The following is a 20,693-nucleotide window of genomic DNA, read 5'->3' as shown; positions in this document are numbered from 1 at the left end:
GCTTCCAATATTCACTTCCGCCGGTTTTACGCCTCGCCCATTTCTTCCATAGTAGCCGCCCTTCGGATGATAAAAGTGCGGTTGAAAATGTGAGCGTTTCGTTGGATAAATTGGCTATAGCCCTGATTTTTAGCGGTTTAACATTATTGTTTTTGCCCGATCGCTTTTTATTATCGTGGCAAACGGCGTGCTATTTACTCCTCTTGTTATGCCCATTCATGTTGCTTGCTCATGCCCTGCGGCAAGAAAAAATCAAGCAGATATTCACCTGGCTGCTGATCTTGGTGATTCAGTCCGCTTACGTCCACCAATCGGCAATTTCCTTACTGACACTGGCGGATAATCTTGCCAATCTGCCGAAAACCGTACACAGCGAATTTACCGTTGAGGAAATCCTACATCAGCAGCATTATCAAACCCTGGTTATCCGCGCCAAACTCGCCGAAAACCTACCCGAACAACGCATTTACGCGCAATGGAAACTCAAACAACAAGTCAACCTCGGCGAACGTTACGCGGGCAATTTACGCCTGCGACTGCTTTCTTCCCGCCTGAACTTTCACGGTTTTGACCGCCAGCCATGGTATTTCGGTAAGCGCATCACCGCTTGGGCGGAGATTAAAAGTGCGGTCAAATTGGAAAACGTTTTTTCGTTACGCCAAACCGCCCTCAATCAAGCCTTACAACAAACTGAGAATTTACCGCAACAAGGCTTGCTGCTGGCACTCAGTTTTGGTGAACGTTTCCGCTTAGACCAAAAAACTTGGCAAATTTATCAAAAAACAAATACGGCACATTTAATTGCCATTTCAGGGCTGCATATCGGGTTAGCGATGATGCTGGGTTTTACCTTGGCGCGCCTGCTGCAATTTGCCTTGCCGACGCGTTACATCAGACCGACGTTTCCTATTCTCTGCGGATTCATTTTTGCGCTGTTATACAGCCAACTGGCGGGACTTGCTATCCCCACGTTACGCGCCATCGTGGCGCTAGCCATGCTCTACGTGATCCAGCATTGGCGACGATATTGGACGGTGTGGCAATTCTTGTTAAGAGTAGTTACCTTGTTAATCTTGATCGATCCACTCATGTTGCTTACCACCGGCTTTTGGTTGTCGGTGGGCGCAGTGACCTGTCTGATTATTTGGTACCAATGTTTCCCGTTGTCTCTATTGCAATGGCGCGGCCATTCCCTTGCCAATTCGCCGTGGCGAAAAGTGCGGTATGTTTTCGGCTTGTTTCATTTGCAATTCGGTTTACTCTGGCTGTTCACGCCCATTCAGCTGTTGTTTTTTAACGGCATTTCGTTAAACAGTTTTATTGCTAATGTTATCGCCGTGCCGCTTTATAGCTTTGTATTGGTACCACTGGTGTTATTTGCCGTAGTCACCCAAGGCGCATGGCATTCGTGGCAGCTCGCCAACGATTTGGTAGAAAAAATCACCGCACTTTTGACGCCTTGGCAAGATGACTGGCTGGCAATTTCCATTCCGCACAGTTTATGGGTAACCCTCTGTTTAACCTTTCTTTTTTTAGTGGCGATCTATGTTATTTATCAACCACCAAAACCAATAACGTCCACGTTAGCATTGGCAAGGCAGCACCGCTTTAAGGGATTTCACCTGAGTCCCGAACGTACCTTAAGTTTACCGTTACGAAAAAGCGCTTATTGTCTGGGTGTCGGGCTTATTGCCCTGTGTTGCCTGACCTTAATTTCTCAGCGCATTTCTCGCCCGAACTGGCAATTGGAAACCTTGGACGTGGGGCAAGGTTTGGCAACCTTAATCGTGAAAGACGGCAAAGGCGTGCTTTACGATACCGGACCGAGCTGGGAGGGCGGCAGTATGGCACAGTTGGAAATTCTGCCTTATTTACAGCGGCAAGGCATTGATTTGGAATGGCTGATATTAAGCCATGACGACAACGATCACGCGGGCGGCGCCAAAGACATTTTAGCGGCGTATCCTCATATTCAGCTGACCACCGCTTCACAGAGACGATACGGTTCCCAAAACGCCGAAAAAAATGACCGCACTTTTTGTCAAACCGGTAAACAATGGCATTGGCAGGGGTTGCATTTTACCGTTCTATCGCCGGAAAACATTGTGCCCCGTGCGGAAAATCCGAATTCCTGTACGCTTTTATTAAGTGATGGCGCGCACCATATCTTACTGACGGGTGACGCGGATCTTAGTGTGGAATATAAGATCCTGCCGAAACTTGGCAAGATCCATGTGTTGCAAGTGGGACATCACGGCAGCAAAACCTCCACGGGACAGGCGTTGGTGCAGCATATTCAACCGGACATTGCGCTGATTTCCAGCGGGCGTTGGAACCCGTGGCATTTTCCCCATAAAGACGTGGTGGCGCGCCTGCAACAACAAGGATCGCAAATTTATAATACGGCGCATAGCGGGCAAATCCGTCTGTTGTTCTACAATGATGAAATCAAAATTCAGACCGCACGTGCGGAATTTTCGCCTTGGTATCGCAGATTAATTGGCTTGAGCACGAAATAAAGGTACAATGCGCCATTATTTTTTGACCTAAGACAGAAAATTTATTATGCAAGATCAAGACCTTTCCACTATGCAAACCTTCAAACGTTTATGGCCGATGATTAGCCCGTATAAAGCAGGTTTGATTGTTTCCGGTGTCGCACTGATATTAAACGCGTTAACCGATTCCGGCTTAATTTTCTTACTGAAACCCTTATTGGATGATGGTTTTGGCAAAGCTGACGCTTCTTTCTTAAAACAAATGTCGGTATTTGTGGTGCTGCTGATTCTCTTTCGCGGCGTTTCCAGCTTTATTTCCAACTACTGTTTGGCGTGGGTCTCCGGCAAAGTGGTGATGACCATGCGCCGCCGTCTGTTTAAACATTTAATGTTCATGCCGGTGAGTTTTTTCGACAGCAACTCTTCCGGCCGCTTGCTTTCCCGCATTACTTACGATTCCGAAATGATCGCCAGCGCTTCCTCCGGTTCCCTCATTACCATCGTACGTGAAGGTGCGTATTTGCTTTCCTTGCTCAGTATTATGCTTTACACCAGCTGGCAACTTTCCTTGGTTTTATTTGTTATCGGGCCGATTATCGGTATTTTAATTCGTATGGTTTCCAAGAAATTCCGTGAGCTAAGTCGCAATATGCAAAATTCGATGGGAGAACTGACCTCAACTACGGAACAAATGTTAAAAGGACATAAAGTGGTGCTGTCTTTCGGTGGACAATTCATTGAAGAAGAACGCTTTAACCGTGTAAGTAACGATATGCGCCGTAAGGGCATGAAAATGACCGCTGCTGATGCCATTGCCGATCCGGTGGTGCAGATTATCGCCTCTTTCGCCTTGGCTGCCGTACTTTATTTAGCCACTTTCCCCTCCATTATGGATCAGAACTTAAGTGCGGGTACATTTACCGTCGTTTTCTCTTCCATGCTTGCCTTAATGCGCCCGCTAAAATCTTTAACCAATGTGAACGCACAATTCCAACGCGGCATGGCGGCATGCCAAACCCTGTTCGGCATTTTGGATATGGATACGGAAAAAGACACCGGCACCTATAAAGCGGACAAGGTAAAAGGCGACATTGAGTTTAAAAACGTCACCTTTAGTTACCAAGGCAAAGACGAACCCGCTTTAGACAATATTTCCTTCAAGATTCCGCACGGCGAAACCGTGGCGTTGGTAGGGCGTTCCGGTTCCGGCAAATCCACCATCGCCAATTTAGTGACCCGTTTTTATGATATAAACCAAGGCGAAATCCTGCTGGACGGCGTGAATATTCAGGATTACCGTTTGTCCGATTTGCGCGAAAATTGTGCGGTGGTTTCCCAACAAGTGCATTTATTTAACGACACGATCGCCAACAACATCGCTTATGCGGCAAAAGACAAATACAGCCGTGAAGAAATCATCAAAGCGGCAAAAGCGGCACACGCCATGGAATTTATCGAGCATTTGGAAAACGGGTTGGATACGGTTATCGGCGAAAACGGCGCCAGCTTATCCGGCGGTCAGCGTCAACGTTTAGCCATTGCCCGCGCGTTATTGCGTAACTCGCCGGTATTGATTTTAGACGAAGCCACTTCTGCCTTAGATACGGAATCCGAACGCGCTATTCAAGCGGCATTGGAAGAAATCCAAAAAGATCGTACGGTTTTGATGATCGCCCATCGTTTATCCACCATCGAAAAAGCCGATGAAATTTTAGTCATCGAACACGGACAAATTAAAGAACGCGGCAATCATCAAGCCTTGTTGGCACAAGGTGGCGCTTACAAACAATTGCACAGTATGCAATTCAGTCAATAAGTGAATTAACGCGTAAGGAGAAGGTATGCAGTTTTGGTATTCCCGCTCGTGGATCACATGGTTACTCTGCCCTTTCTCCTTGTTATTTTGGCTGATTACCGCCATTCGCCGCGCGCTCTTTCGTTTTAATCTGCTAAAATCTTATCGTGCGCCGATTCCCGTGGTGATCGTCGGCAATCTTTCCGTCGGCGGTAACGGAAAAACACCGGCAGTGATTTGGTTGGTACAGGAACTCACCAAGTGCGGTTTAAAAGTCGGCGTGATTTCACGGGGCTACGGCAGCCAAGCCAAACAGTATCCTCTGTTGGTTACTCCCACCGGCGATCCCGTGGAAGCCGGCGATGAACCCGTCTTAATCGCCACCCGCACCCAAGCCCCCGTTTGTATCTCGCCCAATCGGCAACAAGCCATTGAATGCCTGTTAGAACACGCCCAGTGCGATGTCATTATCAGCGATGACGGCTTGCAACATTACAAATTACAACGGGATATCGAAGTCGTCATCATGGACGCGCAACGTGGTCTCGGCAACGGTTTCTTATTGCCTGCCGGACCGTTGCGCGAGTTGCCAAACCGTTTAAAATCCGTCGATTTCATCATCACCAACGGTGCGGAAAACCAATACAGCGACGCGGTGATGACATTGCAACCGCAATACGCCGTCAATTTAGTCAGCCTGGCACAACGCCCATTGGCGGAATTTTCGCAGGCGACCGCCATTGCCGGCATCGGTAATCCGCCGCGCTTTTTTGCCATGTTGCAACAGTACGGCATTACCCTAACCGCAACTCAAGCCTTTCAGGATCACCAACGTTTCAGCGCAGATTTATTCAATCAATTTGACAAAAATCAACCGCTTCTGATGACGGAAAAAGACGCGGTGAAATGCCTTGCATTTGCACAGAAAAACTGGTGGTATGTGCCGGTGACGACAGAAATTCACGGCGAAAAAGCCCGCCAATTGATTCAAAAGATCGTGCAAAAGTGCGGTCAAAAATAGCAACAAATCGAGAGCAGCATAATGAATGGAAAATTATTAGAAATCGTGGCATGTCCAAGCTGTCACGGACGTTTGGAATACGATGAGCAACATCAACGTTTAATCTGCCGTTTTGAAAAAATCGCCTACCCGATTAAAAACGGCATTCCCGTATTACTGGCGGAACAGGCACAGCCGTTAAATCAAGAACAGGATAATTAATATGACACAATTCACCGTGATCATTCCCGCCCGTTACGCCTCCAGCCGCTTACCGGGCAAGCCTTTAACCGACATTGCCGGCAAGCCGATGATTCAACATGTTTTTGAACAAGCCAAACAATCAGGCGCCGACCGCATCATTATCGCCACCGATAACGAATTGGTCGCTACCGCCGCCGAAAATTTCGGAGCGGAAGTGTGCATGACCGCCGAAAGCCACAATTCCGGCACCGAACGCCTGGCGGAAGTAGTGAAAAAACTGGCACTGCCCGACAACGAAATTATCGTCAATATTCAAGGCGACGAACCGCTTATCCCGCCCATTATCGTGAAACAAGTGGCGGAAAATCTGGCAAAATACCCCGTAAACATGGCAAGCCTTGCGGTAAAAATTAATAACGCGGAAGAATTGTTTAATCCCAACGTAGTAAAAGTGCTGACCGACAAAAACGGCTATGTGCTTTATTTCTCCCGCGCCGTGATTCCTTGGGATCGCGATCAATTCGCACAAATGAGCGATATGGCAACATTACGGCTGAACACCGAATATTTACGTCACATCGGCATTTACGCTTACCGTGCCGGTTTCATTAAACAATATGTGCAATGGCAGCCGACTGCGCTGGAACACATCGAAAAACTGGAACAATTACGTGTGCTTTGGCACGGCGAAAAAATCCATGTGGAACTCGCCAAAGCCGTGCCTGCCGTAGGGGTGGACACCATCGAAGATCTGGAAAAAGTGCGGTCGATTTTGACGAAGAAATCTCATTAATGCACATCTCTCCCCTCTTTAGAAAAGAGGGGCAGGGGGAGATTTGACAGACGGAATTAACGGAGAAAATAATTCGTTTATCAATGAATTTAAGCCATTTACGCTTCCGCCGTTATCAGGAACCACAAATCTCCGCCGGCGCGCGTTTCCTAACCACAGTTGTTCGAAACATTGTAACTATTTAATAAAAAAAGAAAAACTTGGCTCCCCTCGTTTACGGGGGGGCTGGGCGAAGCCCTGAGGGGGCCTAAATCTCAATTTTTAAACAAAACATCGAGATAAATTCCCCCCTTCCGCCCTTCGGGCACCTTCCCTCGTAAACGGGGGAAGGCAATATACTTTTGAAATATCAATATATTACAATGTTTCAAACAGCAGTGGTTTCCTAACGCGTGCCAAAAATCGATAAACATAATGACCGGCACACGCCGGGAAGCGTGCACTATCAAAGATTTTTTAAAGATGTAACGACCATAATGCTTTAAAATCATTTCAATATAAAACCAACTTAATCATTCATTATGACTTTCGACGCCAAAAAATTCCTCGCCAACGTACCGCACTTACCGGGTGTTTATCGGATGTATGACGATAAAAACACGGTGATTTATGTGGGCAAGGCGAAAGATCTGAAAAAACGCTTATCCAGTTATTTTCGCAAGCAGTTAAGCAGCAAAAAAACGGAAGCGTTGGTGGCGTCGATTCAACATATCGAAACCACCATTACCACGTCGGAAACGGAAGCTCTGCTTCTTGAGCACAATTACATCAAAACCTACCAGCCGCGCTATAACGTGCTGTTGCGCGATGATAAATCCTATCCGTACATTTTATTAACCAAAGAAACCCACCCGCGTATTACCGCTTATCGCGGTTCGAAAAAAATCCAAGGGGAATATTTCGGTCCCTACCCGAATGCCGGTGCGGTGCGTGAAACCCTGTCCTTATTGCAAAAACTGTTCCCCATTCGACAATGTGAAAATTCGGTGTATAACAACCGTTCGCGCCCTTGCTTGCAATATCAAATCGGGCGTTGTCTGGCGCCTTGCGTAAAGGGTTACGTGACCGATGAAGCCTATGCGCAGCAGGTCAATTTCGCCCGTTTGTTTTTACAGGGAAAAGATCAGCAGGTGTTGGATCATTTGGTGCAACAAATGGAACAGGCGAGCCAACAACTGAATTTTGAAGAAGCGGCGCGCATTCGCGATCAAATTCAGGCAGTGCGGGCAGTAATTGAAAAACAATTTGTCGCCAACGATCGCCATGACGACATTGACATTATCGCTATCGCCTACCAACTCGGCGTGGCTTGCGTGCAGGTGTTGTTTATTCGTCAGGGTAAGATTTTGGGCAATCGTAGCTATTTCCCGAAAGTACCGAGCAATACCAACCTGGCGGAACTCACGGAAACCTTTGTGGGGCAATTTTATTTGCAGGCGCACCAAGGCAGAACCATTCCGAACACCATCATCGTAGATCAAAAACTGGACGAAAAAGCCGATTTAGAAACCCTGCTCAGCGACCAAGCGGGACGTAAAGTCAGCATTCAGGATCATGCCAAAGGCGATAAAAGCAAATATTTGCAACTGGCGCAAATGAACGCCAAGGCGGCGTTAGTCACCAAATTAAAACAATCCACATTACAGCTCGATCGCTACGTCGCACTACAGGAATTACTCGGTATCAATGCCATCAAACGCATGGAATGTTTCGACATCAGTCACACCATGGGCGAACAGACCATTGCCTCCTGCGTGGTTTTCAACCAGGACGGACCGCTGAAATCCGATTACCGCCGTTTCAACATCAGCGGAATTACCAAGGGCGACGATTACGCCGCCATGGAACAAGCCCTGTTAAAACGCTACGACAAAGATCTGGAAGATGACAAAATTCCCGACATTATTTTTATCGACGGCGGCAAGGGGCAACTCAACCGCGCGTTGCAGGTGTTTGAAAAACTCAACGTAAAATGGAACAAAAACCGACCGCACTTAATCGGCGTTGCCAAAGGCGTGGATCGTCGCGCCGGTTTGGAAACCCTGATTTTGAGTAAATGGGACAAAGAATTGCATTTGCCGGCGGACAGCCTCGCACTTCATTTGATCCAACATATCCGCGACGAAAGCCACAACCACGCCATCAGCGGACACCGCAAAAAACGCCAACAACATTTCACTCAAAGCGGTTTGGAGAGCATTGAAGGGGTCGGCGCCAAACGTCGCCAAGCCCTGTTGAAATACCTCGGCGGTTTACAAGGCGTCAAAAACGCCACCCTCGACGAAATCGCCTCCGTCCCCAGTATTTCCAAAGCTCTGGCAGAAAAGATTTTTGAGACCTTGCAGCATTAGGTTGGAAAAAAGTGCGGTCCTTTTTCACAACGTTTTTCATGTCAAAAAACACGTGGAAAAATTATTCACAAACTCGATCTCTCGTTTGTTCACCCCTAACGGGGCCGTTGGCAAAGCCAACGTTCAAAAAACGTCATTTTTTGTGACCGCACTTTTTAGATGAAAGGCCGCCTTAGAAAAACGTGCCGATATTGTAATGAGACCCGCTCCCCTTAACGTGAAATCACTTCTTTAGTGAAAGATTCCATTTCTGCTTTACGCCATGGCGCGGAGAAGAAAAGGGTGTCTTTTAAGCCGGATTGGCTATCCAACGGGCGAACCCCAAATTCCTGGCTTAATTTTTGTTGCACTTCAGGGGACGTAATCCAGTGGATAAACACTAAAGATGCCGCAGGATTCGGCGCGTTTTTCGCCACCGTCATCACATTACCGCCGCCCGGCATGCCGAATTTCGGAATGTAGAATTTTAAGCGGTCGGTGATTGCATCTTGTTTTTGCAGGCTGAACAAGTGATCCTGCCAGGCGGAAACAATCACCAATTCGCCATCATTTAAGCGGGTTAAGCTATCCGCATTGGAGGCGGTGCGAATCAGAGAATCTTTTTTGCTGCTGAACCAATCCCAGGTTTTCTTCCAGTTCGCCATTTGCGCTTCATCAATTTTGTCGGTACGATAATCGTAGTCGCCGTTGATATAAACTAAAGCGCGCTGAATGAAAGCGTTGCCGGAGCTGCCGCCGTTCGGGTCGGAATAGCCGAATTTTTTCGGATTTTTATCAATATAGTTTTCCATCTCCTGCCAGGATTGTGGCAATTCCTCTTCTTTGATACGCAGCGGATCATAAGCCAAGCCGGTTTGGTTGCCCCAATAACCCACCGCCACATCGCCCAGGTCAACGCCTTGCAAATGATGATTTAATTTATCGAAATTCGGTAACTGATTCAGCTTGGTGAGAGTGTCGTTTTTCGCTACGTTACTCAGGCGATCCGCGTTCAGTACCACCACGTCCATTTTGCCGGTTTCCAGATTTTTCTCGGCAATCAGTTTATTGATATTGCCGTCCATGGTGCCTTCCGGCACTTTGAGTTTAATGCCGTATTGGCTTTCAAATTCTTTCACGAAATTGCGAAACTGCGGCTGCAAATACCATACGCTGACCGTCACTTTGCCTTCTTTTTTAGCTAGTGCTTCAATTTCGCTCCAGGATTTGCCGCTTAAATCCGTTGCCGCCAACGCAAAATTGGTTACGGCGAATGCGGCGGCGGTTAAGCCGATAGAAACAAGTTTACGAATATTTTTTTGCATAAAATTCTCCTTATTAAAATTATGCTTTTCCTGTGGATTGAGAGAGATAATTACCTTTGAGCAGTTTTTCGATAATCATCATTAAAATAATGTTCGGCACCAATAGAATAATGGATACTACGGCGGCATTCGGGCGAATAAAGGAATAACCGAGGAAAGAATATAAAATGGTCGGCACGGTGATGAAATCCGGCGAACCGATAACAAATGAAATGGCAAATTCTTCAATACTTTTCACCAGACAGAAAATAATAGACGCCAAAAAGCTAGGTTTGAGCATCGGCATATACACGTCTTTAAACACAGTCAATTTAGACGCGCCAAGGTCGCGACTCGCCTCAATCAAATCCTGCGGCACGGAAGAAAATCCCGCCGACAAAATCCGAATGGCGTAAGGCAGCGTGAGCACCACATGCCCGATAACAATGCCGATAAACGGATTGTTGATGTTAAAATCCAGCAACATACGGCTGAAGAACAACGCGATAATCATGCCCGGAATCACCAATGGAATTAACGTCAGCAACTCCGCCAGTTTTTTCCCGCGGAATTCCATGCGCCCGAAGGCATAGGCGGTAGGCAGTGAAAGCAAGATGGTAATCAGCGAAACCATCGGTGCAATGGTATAACTATTGAACATTGCCTCCGATAACGAGGTGGTTTCCCACACGATTTTCCAGCGTTCAAAAGACAATGATTGCGGGAAAATGTCGGGATAACTCCAAGGCTTTGACGGATCCACCAACGACCACAAGCCAGCCATCAAAAACGGCAAAAATAACCAGATAAAATTCGCAAGGATAAAAAAGATGAGGGAAATACGGGCGATTAATCGACCGTTTTGGGTCGTAATTTGTGCACTGCTATTCATTTGACTTCTCCCCGTTTCACCGCCAACGGCTTAATCAGCAACGACACCAAAATCGTGAAAAAGGCGGAAGTCAGCATGATCGTTAACGCCATTACCGCACTTTGATTCCATTCTTCAAATTCATAAGCGGACATTTGCATTAAACGCGCCAAGGAATAGGTGCTGCGCGGACCGGCAATACTATAAAAGGCAAAATCGCCCAGCGCGCCGATGAAAATCAAAATAAAGGAAACTTGCACGGCACCGAGTGTCAGCGGGAAGATTACATAGCGAAATCGTTGCCACGGCGTCGAGCCTAAATTTGCCGCCGCATCCAATAAATCGGTTTTTAGCGAATTTACCGCACCGCCGATTAAAATTAAGGCGAAAGGAATATTTTTCCACATTTGCAAAATCACCACGCCCCAGCCGAATTCGTCATTTTGCAACGTACGCGGTTCGTCCCAGATACCCAAATAAACAAAGACTTCATTTAAAATACCGTGATAGGAAATCATGTTGACGAACAGAAATGCGGCAACCAAGCCAGGCACCAGCATCGGCGCCCGCAAAATGGTGATAATAGTGACTTTCACCGGCAATTTTTTACGCAACCACATCGCGATGGGGTAAGCCACGATAATGGAAAAAATCGCCCCAAGCAATGACACTTTCACAGAATAAATATAGGACTTTTGAAACACCAGGCTGCTTAATACGGTTTGCCAATATTCCAGACTAAACCGGCTTTCCTCGCCCGCCATACTATATAAGCCAAGGCTCTGCGACACAACAATATAGAACGTGGATCCCATTAAAAACAGGATCGTGCCCAAACCGCTGCATAACAGCAGCCAGGCTTTTAAATCATTTTTGAGATTTTTCATTTTACCGACTCCAAGAATTTAATAGCATTACGAGGAACCGTAAACGTCAGCGTATCGCTCAAATTCGGGCATTTCGTTAATTGCAGACGTAATTTTTTCTCTTCGCCGTCCCGTTGTACCATGCCCTGCACTTCCGTGATATTACCCATAAACGCGGTGTTTGTAATATCTATGGTTATTTGATTTTCTGCGTGCTTATGCGCATTCGGCAGCAATTCAATATCTTCCGGACGGAAACAAATATAAATGTGCTCAGATTCAGGCGGTTTGGCAGAAAATACCGTGAAATCACCGAAAATCGATTTGACGGAATACAGATTTTCATCGATGGATTCAACCCGCGCCTCGGCAATGTTGGCAATGCCGATAAAGTCTGCGACAAAACGATTTTTCGGTTGGTGATAAATTTCCTGCGGCGAACCGATTTGCTCAATCGCCCCTTTATTCAACACAATGATTTTATCGGACATGGTCAAGGCTTCCGCCTGATCATGGGTCACATAAATGCTGGTAAGGTGATATTGTTTGGAAAGCTGTTTAATTTCAAAACGCACGCTTTCACGTAATTTCGCATCCAGATTGGATAACGGTTCGTCAAACAAAATCACATCCGGGCGGGTGACCATTGCGCGCGCCAATGCGACCCGTTGTTGCTGACCGCCAGACAATTCGCTTGGTAATTTCAATTTATGAAAATCCAAATCCATTTGCTTTAGCGCCAAATTCAGCCGTTGTTTTTGTTCTTCAATATCAATTTTACGTTGCTTTAAACCGTAGCAGATATTATGGGAGACGTTGAGATGGGGAAAGAGTGCATAAGATTGGAAACACATGGCGGTATTGCGTTTTTCCGGCGGCACCTCATTGACGTTTTTGCCGCCGATGAGGATTTCACCTTCATCGGCAATATGAAACCCCGCAATCAATTTCAATAATGAGGTCTTACCACAACCGCTCGGACCAAGTAAGGTGACGAACTCCCCTTCTTCTGCGGTAAATGTAATGTTATTCGCCGCATAAAAATCACCGAATTTTTTCGTGATATTTTTCACTTCCAGTTTTGCCATTTTTACATCCTTCCAGCTTGGCTTATTGAATTTACTTATGTATTAAATGCTTGCAGGAATTGGCTTGTCAATTGAATAGACGGAAGAATCTTGGAATCGTGATAGAGATCACAGGTCTCATTGAATTTATTAACATCTTTAAAACAAAGTGCGGTCGTTTTTCTCAACGTTTTTATTTGAAAAACACCAAGAAAATTGACCGCAGTTTAAATGCGAAAAGTTAAACGATGAGGGCTATTTCACCACAATAAATTCTGGTGTCGCTTGTCGTTCAATTAATCTGCCGACAGGATAAAGTGCCACACCGGCTTTCTGTGCAACAGCAAAGACCTCGCTTTCCGCTTCCGGTTTGACGGCAATAAGCAAGCCACCGGAGGTTTGCGGGTCGCATAAGACGGCTTTTTGCAAATCGGTAACTGGGGCGATTTTGTGTCCGTAGCTGTCGAAGTTACGGTTGGTGCCGCCTGGGATGCAACCTTGCGCGATGTAATCAGACACCCCATCCAGGGTTTTAATGTTGGCAAAATCCACTTCGGCATTCAGATCGGAGCCTTCACAAATTTCCGTTAAATGCCCTAACAAGCCGAAACCGGTTACATCGGTCATGGCGGTTACCCCGTCAATGTTTGAAAATTGGCTTCCCACTAGATTCATTTGGCACATCCATTTGGTTGCCAAGCCTTTGTGTTCCGGTTTTAATTTGCCTTGCTTTTCCGCCGTAGTTAATACGCCGATGCCCAGTGGTTTGGTTAAATACAGGTTGCAACCGGCTTCTGCGGAAGCATTTCGTTTGACTTTTTCCGTGTCGATAATGCCGGTTACCGCCAAGCCGAAAATTGGTTCAGGCGAGTCAATGGAATGTCCGCCGGCAAGAGCAATGCCCGCTTCCTGACAAGAGAAACGGCCGCCATCAACAATACGTTGGGCAACCTCTGCGGGTAATTTAGTAATCGGGAACCCTAATACGGCAATCGCCATGATCGGCTTACCGCCCATAGCAAAAATATCGCTGATGGCGTTGGTTGCCGCAATGCGTCCAAAATCGAAAGGATCATCTACAATCGGCATAAAAAAGTCTGTCGTGCTGATAATCCCGATACCATTGCCAATATCATATACTGCCGCATCATCTTTGGTTTCATTACCGACCAATAAATTCGGATCAATAAATTTTTCCATTTTTGAGTGCAGAATACGCTCTAATACCTTAGGTGAGATTTTACAACCGCACCCTGCTCCATGGCTGTATTGCGTCAATCGAATATTATCCGCAGTGATTTCATCTTGCACACCGTGCAAAGCCTGTTCTGTCATTTTTTGCTCCTTTTTTATCAATGAACCACACGATTATAGTCTTCTCGTACTAAGGATTCATTAGTTGAAAGCAATTTCTTCGCAAAACCAAAAAGGGTATCTACCAGATGATTTTCTAAAAAGCTGTTTAGAAAGTGATTTTTAGAATACATTAAAAATATGATTATAGAAACCAATCCATTTTTGGAATTTAAAATATACTCAATGAAAATCAGACATTAGAGCTAAGCACCTCTTTTCTACATACTGAATCTTTTCATCTTCTATTTCCTCATCAGATATATATGAATTATATTTCATTTTCACTTCTTCGATTTGCTGTATATAGTGGAAGGCATTAATGTTCCTCTTTAGGTTTATCTACGGAACCAATTACATCGAAAAAGCGCCCTATATGTAAGAGAAATTAATCTCAACTATACCAATATGTAAAATGTTCCAATTATTCCCGTGTGAGAAAAGTTACGCGGCGGTTCAGGAATTAATAAAAATAGAATTCTTGTAAAAATTTAAACTGATACCATTACAATAGACTATGATTCAAATTTTATATAATTTTTCCTGCTCTTTAACAAGGGTAAGTTCATGCTTTTTTCGCTAACCTCCTTTTGTTTAGCTAGCTGGTAGGCAAGTTTAGGATAATCCTTTTGCCACTGTGGATAAACTATCTGTAATTCACGTTCTATTGAACGTTGCACCGTTTCTTTTACTAATCTGGTGATAGCCTGGTAATTCCCATTATCGGCTTTCGCTAATGCGTTGTAATAAGCTTCCCTGTCTGTCGGTTCAATAATGGCGATACTGTATCCTGCGCTCATCAGTTCGAGATTCATAATTAATCTACCGGTGCGTCCGTTGCCATCAACAAACGGATGAATTTTTACAAAATCTGCGTGTAATTCGGCAATTCGGTCTATATCTGGTTGTCCGTTATCTTTTGCCTGTTGATTTTTTATAATCAGATTTTCCATCGCACTTTGTAATAAATAAGGTTGTGGTGGAATATGCTCAGCACCCTGAATGGCTACTGGTACAGTGCGATATTTTCCAGCATAGATTTCTTTTTCAGAACCTTTCAGTAATAATGCATTAAATTCTTTAATATGTTGTTCTGATAAAGATTCCTGTATTTTGACTATATCCAATAGGTAATTAATAGCCTCCCGGTGGTTGATTATATCCAGGTGATCTCTAAACGGTTTCCCCTTGGCCGTAATCCCGCTTTCCAATAATACCCGGGTTTCCATTAAGGTGAGCTGATTACCTTCAATAGCATTAGAAGCTTGGTTATAACGTAGCATAAAATCATCTTGTAAGGATTTTGCTGTAATGAGGTCAATCGGGCGCTTTGAATCCAATACTTTCTTTAGTTCGTCTAAGATATTCATATTTACTCCATCATACTAAAACATAATTATGTTTTTATGCATTTATTTATAAAATCCCTTTTTCTGTTAAATCTTGGGCGGGTACTCATTAAGCACTCTTTTATATTAATATCATTTAATAATGCATATTTTTTGGCTGCTTTATAAACATAACAGGGCTCATGATAGTTGTACGTTATTTGGCAACCATCATTTCTTCTTTTGTTTAGTTGTGGCATAACTGTTTTTGCAATCGTTCCCATAAATAACCCGGATTGTCTGGTTAATGACCTTGTGTTAGTTTACTCATACTTGTTCTCTTAGCGCGGTAAAATTTTATTAGTGATTTGATTAGTCCCTGATTTTATTTCGCATAAAGTTGTTACACAAATTTATTTTTTAGTATAGGTATGTTTTTATGTGTTGATTGTCATTACTACCGTTTTTCAGTATGATGATGACGACTAAATTTTAAAAAGAAAATAACTATGAGCATAACAACACAAGAAACCTATCGTAAGGAAGGCTATTTGCCGCAAAAAGTGACGCTTTCAGAAGAAGTTGTATTTTTCACTAAAATTGACAATGGCGAAATTAAAGTAAAATCCAATGATGAGGTCTTAGCCAACCTGAAAAAGATTACTGGTTAACAAGGCAAATTCTTTAGGCGTTTTTTCAATATCCGATTCTTTCCAATAGTCCGTTAATTTATTACAGGTTTTCAAGACGCTCCAATATTTCCTCGGGTTTGGGCTGTCTGTTAAGATACCTACCACATCCACAATCGAAAAATACCATTGCTCCTATTCTTCGTCCCAATGGGAGCGCACCTGTTTCTGCTCAAAAAGTTGAATATTATCCATGTCTATTCACTCCAATTATTTACTGGATAAATATACACATAAAAAAAAACGAAAACTATACTGTATAAGACCGATTTGGGAGGGGAATCACAAAATTTTATTTTCGGAAGGTGGATGCCCCATAAAAAAGTGCGGTGAAAAATCACCGCACTTTTTATCTTTATATTACAATGTAAAAAAATTACAACGCTTTTAAAATGTCATCCACACGCTCTTTGGCATCGCCGAATAGCATTTGGGTGTTTTCTTTGAAGAAGAGCGGATTTTGTACGCCCGCGTAACCGGTATTCATTGAACGTTTAAATACCACTACGTTAGCGGCCTTCCAGACTTCTAACACCGGCATACCGGCGATTGGGCTGTGCGGATCATCCATTGCCGCCGGGTTAACAGTGTCGTTGGCGCCGATAACTAAGACAGTATCAGTGTCGGCGAAATCGTCGTTGATTTCATCCATTTCCAATACGATATCGTAAGGCACTTTCGCTTCCGCCAATAATACATTCATGTGGCCGGGTAAACGTCCGGCAACCGGGTGGATACCGAAACGCACGTTGACGCCGCGTTCACGTAATTTTTGCGTAATTTCCGCTACCGGATATTGGGCTTGTGCAACCGCCATGCCGTATCCTGGCGTGATGATCACAGAACCGGAATTTTTCAATAATTCCGCCACTTCTTCTGCGCTGGTTTCACGGTGTTCACCTTGTTCCGTATCGGAAGAAACCTGTACGTCATTCCCAAAACCACCGGCAATAACGCTGATGAAAGAGCGGTTCATGGCTTTACACATGATGTAGGAAAGGATCGCACCGGAAGAACCCACGAGTGCACCGGTCACGATTAACAAGTCATTGCTTAGCATGAAACCTGCCGCCGCAGCCGCCCAACCGGAGTAGGAGTTCAACATGGAAACCACCACCGGCATATCCGCACCACCAATGGATGCCACTAAGTGCCAACCGAAAGCAAGGGCAATAACGGTCATGACTAACAACGGGAAGATGTTGTCCGGATTGTTCAGGAACGCCGCCATCAATAAAGCGGAAACCACGAGCGCCGCTAAATTTAATTTATGGCGATGCGGCAACATCAAGGCTTTGGAATTGATTTTTCCGCTTAATTTGCCGAATGCCACTACGGAACCGGTGAAGGTTACTGCACCGATAAAGATACCGAGGAACACTTCCACATTATGAACGCTCGTAAGGGCGGCTTGTTCAGCCAAAAATTTAGCTTGTTCTACATCGTTTAAGCCATTCGGCATGGTTGGGATATCATGCAAACCGTAGCTGTTGTAGCCAACCAATACGGCGGCCAAACCCACGAAGCTGTGTAAGATCGCCACCAACTCCGGCATTTCGGTCATTTCCACTTTTAATGCACGTTGAATACCGATAACACCGCCGATTACCATCGCAATAATGATCCACAAGGTACCTTCGGATTTTGGTCCGAAAATCGTGGCGATGAGCGCAATACCCATGCCGATAATGCCGTACCAGCAACCCGCTTTGGCGGTTTCATGTTTGGAAAGACCGGCTAAGCTCATGATAAAGAGTAACGCTGCTACAATATATGCAGCTTGTACTAAACCTTCTGACATCGTTTTCTCCTTAGCCTTTTCTAAACATAGAAAGCATACGTTGAGTGACGCGGAAGCCACCGAAAATGTTGATGCTTGCCACTAAAATCGCAATAAACGCCAACATGCTGATAAAAAGATTACCTTGTGAAATTTGCAACAACGCTCCTACAATGATAATCCCCGAAATAGCATTAGTGACTGCCATTAACGGCGTATGTAACGCATGGCTGACGTTCCAGACCACGTAATAACCCACCACACAAGCCAACACGAACACGGTTAAATGTGATAAGAAAGCCGCCGGTGCAATGGAAGTGAGCCACAGGAAAAGAATACCGACTACTGCCATAATGCCGTATTTCTTACGCGGATCTGCCGGTTTTTCATCTTCTTTTTTGGCCGCACTTACCGCCGCTTTTGCTTGCTGCGGCTGAGCAGAAACCTGAATCGGTGGTGCCGGCCAAGTAATTTCACCGTCACGAATCACAGTCACGCCACGCAATACTACATCACCAAAATTAATGTCAATTTGACCATCTTTGTTTTTACAAAGTAATTTCAATAAATTAACAAGATTAGTGCCGTAAAGCTGTGAAGATTGAGTTGGTAAACGGCTTGGCAGATCAGTGTAACCGATGATTTTCACTTGATTGTCGGTAACCACCACTTCGCCTGCTTTGCTGAGTTCACAGTTACCGCCGGTGGCTGCCGCCAAATCCACGATTACGCTACCTGGTTTCATGGATGCCACCATTTCTTTAGTGATCAAGCGTGGTGCCGGTTTGCCCGGAATTAACGCGGTAGTGATGATAATATCCACTTCTTTCGCTTGTTCGGCGTAAAGTTCTAACGCGCGACGATTAAATTCATCGGACATCACTTTCGCATAACCGTCGCCACTGCCGCCTTCTTCTTTGAAATCAATTTCAAGGAAGCTGGCACCCATACTTTCAACCTGTTCTTTCACTTCCGGACGGGAGTCAAAAGCACGCACAATGGCACCGAGGCTATTTGCCGCACCAATCGCCGCAAGACCCGCAACGCCCGCACCAATCACCAACACTTTCGCCGGCGGTACTTTACCTGCAGCAGTAATTTGTCCGGTGAAGAAGCTACCGAATTCATGAGCGGCTTCAACTACCGCACGGTAACCCGCAATATTCGCCATGGAGCTTAACGCATCAAGCGCTTGTGCCCGTGAAATACGCGGCACGGCATCCATAGCCAACACATTGATCTTTTTCGCGGAGAGTTTTTCCATTAATGGCGGATTTTGCGCAGGCCAAATAAAGCTGACTAAAGTCGCACCTTCCTTCATTAAGGTAATTTCATCATCAGTCGGCGCGTTAACTTTAAAAATTATATCCGCGTTCCAAACCTGCGCCGTATCGCCGATTTTCGCGCCGGCTGCCGCAAATGCCTGATCCTCAAAGCTTGCTTTAAAACCCGCATCATGTTCAACAATCACTTCAAAGCCAAGCTTCAAAATTTGCTGAACCGTCTTCGGCGTTGCCGCCACGCGACTTTCATTATCAAGTAGTTCTCTAGGTACACCAATTAACATAATGATTCCCTTTGATTGATTAATAATCCGGGTAAAATTACCCACCCCAAGTGACTATTCTAAAACAGCCAAACTGTAACTAACTCTATCATTGATGGGGAAAAAGTAAAAAAATTTTTTCAGCTTTTTCTTTGATATGTAATCCCTATTACAATACTTCATTTATGCAAAAAAATTAGAAATTCACTACTAACTTTGCTATTTTAGCGCACTAATCGTTTTCCGCTATTTAGCTTTTTAACTTTGGCGTGCTAAAAACACTTAAAAAATCAACCGCACTTTATTCTTCAAAGGTCAACACTATGCAATTACCATCACTCCAATCCGCTACCCTAATTCGTCGTTACAAACGTTTTCTCGCCGATGTACAACTACCGAACGGCGAGATCACTACCTTGCACTGCGCTAATACCGGTGCCATGATCGGTTGTGGCACAGAAGGCGACACTCTGTGGTATTCCACCTCCGACAGCACCACGCGCAAATACCCGAGCTCCTGGGAGCTGACCCAATTGGCAAACGGCTACTTGGTTTGTATCAATACCCATCGTTCCAATCAACTCACCTTTGATGCGCTACAAAAAAAGCAAATTATTGAACTTGCCATGTATGATAAAATCTACCCCGAAGTGAAATACGGCGAAGAGAACAGTCGTATTGATTTCTTGCTGAAAGGCAAAGATCTGCCTGATTGCTATGTGGAAGTGAAATCCATCACTTATGTGGATAATGATAAAAAGCTCGGTATGTTTCCCGACGCGGTAACCACTCGCGGTCAAAAACATTTACGCGAATTGATCACTATGAAAAAACAAGGACATCGTGCAGTGATTTTCTTCTGTGGGCTACATGATGGTTTTGATCATTTCCAAGTCGCCAAACACATTGACACCAAATATGACGAGTTACTTCATCAGGCGCTGAAAGAAGGTGTGGAAGCCTATGCTTATGCCGCCGAGTTTGAAAAAACACAAGGCATTCCCACCGCACTTAATCTGACTAAAGTGGCACCGTTTAAAGCGGATTAAATTTGAATCGCCATTTATTTGATAATTATTTTCACTAAGGTGCTTGACTTCATATTTGAGAACAATTATCATTTGGACCATTCAAACAATAAATGGATAATCACTCCAACATTTAGCGCCTCCTCCCCCACAAAAGAGGCGTTTTTTTTGCCTGAAATTTGCCGCACCGAGGTAAAAAAAATTCAAATTTGTCGAATAATCTCTATAATGTAGCCTTTCT

17 protein-coding genes are annotated in these 20,693 nt (G+C 44.8%); 8 read left to right on the top strand and 9 right to left on the bottom strand.

Annotation, left to right across the window (positions count from 1 at the left end):
- Positions 1 to 89: 89 nt before the first annotated feature.
- From DK423_RS00880 to uvrC, 6 genes are all read left to right on the top strand, one after another.
- Entirely contained in the window at positions 90 to 2,519 is a 2,430-nt protein-coding gene (locus tag DK423_RS00880) for a DNA internalization-related competence protein ComEC/Rec2 (protein WP_005556690.1), read from the top strand.
- 46 nt (positions 2,520 to 2,565) lie between these two features.
- On the top strand, positions 2,566 to 4,314 hold the full coding sequence (gene msbA / locus DK423_RS00875; RefSeq protein WP_061886042.1) for a lipid A ABC transporter ATP-binding protein/permease MsbA: 1,749 nt from the start codon (positions 2,566 to 2,568) through the stop codon (positions 4,312 to 4,314).
- A 25-nt stretch (positions 4,315 to 4,339) separates the two neighbouring features.
- On the top strand, positions 4,340 to 5,314 hold the full coding sequence (gene lpxK / locus DK423_RS00870) for a tetraacyldisaccharide 4'-kinase (RefSeq protein ID WP_005556686.1): 975 nt from the start codon (positions 4,340 to 4,342) through the stop codon (positions 5,312 to 5,314).
- A gap of 21 nt (positions 5,315 to 5,335) precedes the next feature.
- Positions 5,336 to 5,515: a Trm112 family protein gene (locus DK423_RS00865; RefSeq protein WP_005556684.1), complete on the top strand. Its 180-nt coding sequence runs from the start codon at positions 5,336 to 5,338 to the stop codon at positions 5,513 to 5,515.
- A 1-nt stretch (position 5,516) separates the two neighbouring features.
- Positions 5,517 to 6,290 (top strand): 3-deoxy-manno-octulosonate cytidylyltransferase, encoded by a 774-nt coding sequence (gene kdsB, locus DK423_RS00860; protein WP_109043842.1) that lies wholly within the window; start codon positions 5,517 to 5,519, stop codon positions 6,288 to 6,290.
- 521 nt (positions 6,291 to 6,811) lie between these two features.
- Positions 6,812 to 8,641, top strand: coding sequence for an excinuclease ABC subunit UvrC (uvrC, locus tag DK423_RS00855; protein ID WP_005556679.1), 1,830 nt, complete (start codon positions 6,812 to 6,814; stop codon positions 8,639 to 8,641).
- Positions 8,642 to 8,853: 212 nt separating this feature from the next.
- Here the strand turns inward: uvrC and DK423_RS00850 are convergent, their stop codons facing one another.
- From DK423_RS00850 to DK423_RS10995, 7 genes are all read right to left on the bottom strand, one after another.
- A complete protein-coding gene (locus DK423_RS00850) occupies positions 8,854 to 9,945 on the bottom strand; it encodes an extracellular solute-binding protein (RefSeq protein ID WP_005556675.1) in 1,092 nt (363 codons plus the stop codon).
- Between the two features lie 19 nt (positions 9,946 to 9,964).
- Entirely contained in the window at positions 9,965 to 10,816 is an 852-nt protein-coding gene (locus DK423_RS00845) for an ABC transporter permease (RefSeq protein WP_005556673.1), read from the bottom strand.
- Positions 10,813 to 11,682, bottom strand: coding sequence for an ABC transporter permease (locus DK423_RS00840; RefSeq protein WP_005556671.1), 870 nt, complete (start codon positions 11,680 to 11,682; stop codon positions 10,813 to 10,815). Before DK423_RS00840 ends, DK423_RS00845 begins: the two co-directional genes overlap by 4 nt.
- Positions 11,679 to 12,749: an ABC transporter ATP-binding protein gene (locus DK423_RS00835; protein ID WP_005556669.1), complete on the bottom strand. Its 1,071-nt coding sequence runs from the start codon at positions 12,747 to 12,749 to the stop codon at positions 11,679 to 11,681. Before DK423_RS00835 ends, DK423_RS00840 begins: the two co-directional genes overlap by 4 nt.
- A 234-nt stretch (positions 12,750 to 12,983) precedes the next feature.
- A complete protein-coding gene (gene selD, locus DK423_RS00830; RefSeq protein ID WP_005556665.1) occupies positions 12,984 to 14,063 on the bottom strand; it encodes a selenide, water dikinase SelD in 1,080 nt (359 codons plus the stop codon).
- 533 nt (positions 14,064 to 14,596) lie between these two features.
- On the bottom strand, positions 14,597 to 15,451 hold the full coding sequence (locus DK423_RS00825; RefSeq protein ID WP_005556663.1) for a Fic family protein: 855 nt from the start codon (positions 15,449 to 15,451) through the stop codon (positions 14,597 to 14,599).
- A 26-nt stretch (positions 15,452 to 15,477) separates the two neighbouring features.
- Complete coding sequence (locus DK423_RS10995) at positions 15,478 to 15,693, bottom strand: hypothetical protein (RefSeq protein WP_162097607.1); 216 nt, start codon at positions 15,691 to 15,693, stop codon at positions 15,478 to 15,480.
- A gap of 225 nt (positions 15,694 to 15,918) precedes the next feature.
- On the opposite strand from DK423_RS10995, the gene DK423_RS11065 reads away from it, so the two are divergent.
- Complete coding sequence (locus DK423_RS11065) at positions 15,919 to 16,080, top strand: hypothetical protein (RefSeq protein ID WP_005578549.1); 162 nt, start codon at positions 15,919 to 15,921, stop codon at positions 16,078 to 16,080.
- 394 nt (positions 16,081 to 16,474) lie between these two features.
- Here DK423_RS11065 and pntB read toward each other — a convergent pair whose 3' ends face one another.
- Positions 16,475 to 17,899 carry a Re/Si-specific NAD(P)(+) transhydrogenase subunit beta gene (gene pntB, locus DK423_RS00815; RefSeq protein ID WP_005556657.1) on the bottom strand — a complete coding sequence of 475 codons (1,425 nt, stop codon included), beginning with the start codon at positions 17,897 to 17,899 and terminating at the stop codon, positions 16,475 to 16,477.
- Between the two features lie 10 nt (positions 17,900 to 17,909).
- The gene (gene pntA / locus DK423_RS00810) at positions 17,910 to 19,445 is read right to left on the bottom strand and encodes a Re/Si-specific NAD(P)(+) transhydrogenase subunit alpha (protein WP_005556655.1); all 1,536 of its coding nucleotides are present in this window, start codon (positions 19,443 to 19,445) and stop codon (positions 17,910 to 17,912) included.
- A 302-nt stretch (positions 19,446 to 19,747) separates the two neighbouring features.
- Between pntA and sfsA the strand changes: the two genes are divergently transcribed.
- On the top strand, positions 19,748 to 20,473 hold the full coding sequence (sfsA, locus tag DK423_RS00805; RefSeq protein ID WP_005556652.1) for a DNA/RNA nuclease SfsA: 726 nt from the start codon (positions 19,748 to 19,750) through the stop codon (positions 20,471 to 20,473).
- Positions 20,474 to 20,693 lie beyond the last annotated feature (220 nt).

Origin of the sequence: Aggregatibacter actinomycetemcomitans, assembly GCF_003130205.1 — a bacterium.
Taxonomy (GTDB): domain Bacteria; phylum Pseudomonadota; class Gammaproteobacteria; order Enterobacterales; family Pasteurellaceae; genus Aggregatibacter; species Aggregatibacter actinomycetemcomitans_A.
This window is presented reverse-complemented; position numbering and strand designations above follow the sequence as displayed.

Excerpts from the sequence above, each read along its gene's own strand:
- msbA (WP_061886042.1), top strand. The coding sequence starts at position 2,566 with ATGCAAGATCAAGACCTTTCCACTATGCAAACCTTCAAACGTTTATGG.
- lpxK (WP_005556686.1), top strand. The coding sequence starts at position 4,340 with ATGCAGTTTTGGTATTCCCGCTCGTGGATCACATGGTTACTCTGCCCT.
- DK423_RS00865 (WP_005556684.1), top strand. The coding sequence starts at position 5,336 with ATGAATGGAAAATTATTAGAAATCGTGGCATGTCCAAGCTGTCACGGA.
- kdsB (WP_109043842.1), top strand. The coding sequence starts at position 5,517 with ATGACACAATTCACCGTGATCATTCCCGCCCGTTACGCCTCCAGCCGC.
- uvrC (WP_005556679.1), top strand. The coding sequence starts at position 6,812 with ATGACTTTCGACGCCAAAAAATTCCTCGCCAACGTACCGCACTTACCG.
- DK423_RS00850 (WP_005556675.1), bottom strand. The coding sequence starts at position 9,945 with ATGCAAAAAAATATTCGTAAACTTGTTTCTATCGGCTTAACCGCCGCC.
- DK423_RS00845 (WP_005556673.1), bottom strand. The coding sequence starts at position 10,816 with ATGAATAGCAGTGCACAAATTACGACCCAAAACGGTCGATTAATCGCC.
- DK423_RS00840 (WP_005556671.1), bottom strand. The coding sequence starts at position 11,682 with ATGAAAAATCTCAAAAATGATTTAAAAGCCTGGCTGCTGTTATGCAGC.
- DK423_RS00835 (WP_005556669.1), bottom strand. The coding sequence starts at position 12,749 with ATGGCAAAACTGGAAGTGAAAAATATCACGAAAAAATTCGGTGATTTT.
- selD (WP_005556665.1), bottom strand. The coding sequence starts at position 14,063 with ATGACAGAACAGGCTTTGCACGGTGTGCAAGATGAAATCACTGCGGAT.
- DK423_RS00825 (WP_005556663.1), bottom strand. The coding sequence starts at position 15,451 with ATGAATATCTTAGACGAACTAAAGAAAGTATTGGATTCAAAGCGCCCG.
- DK423_RS10995 (WP_162097607.1), bottom strand. The coding sequence starts at position 15,693 with ATGGGAACGATTGCAAAAACAGTTATGCCACAACTAAACAAAAGAAGA.
- DK423_RS11065 (WP_005578549.1), top strand. The coding sequence starts at position 15,919 with ATGAGCATAACAACACAAGAAACCTATCGTAAGGAAGGCTATTTGCCG.
- pntB (WP_005556657.1), bottom strand. The coding sequence starts at position 17,899 with ATGTCAGAAGGTTTAGTACAAGCTGCATATATTGTAGCAGCGTTACTC.
- pntA (WP_005556655.1), bottom strand. The coding sequence starts at position 19,445 with ATGTTAATTGGTGTACCTAGAGAACTACTTGATAATGAAAGTCGCGTG.
- sfsA (WP_005556652.1), top strand. The coding sequence starts at position 19,748 with ATGCAATTACCATCACTCCAATCCGCTACCCTAATTCGTCGTTACAAA.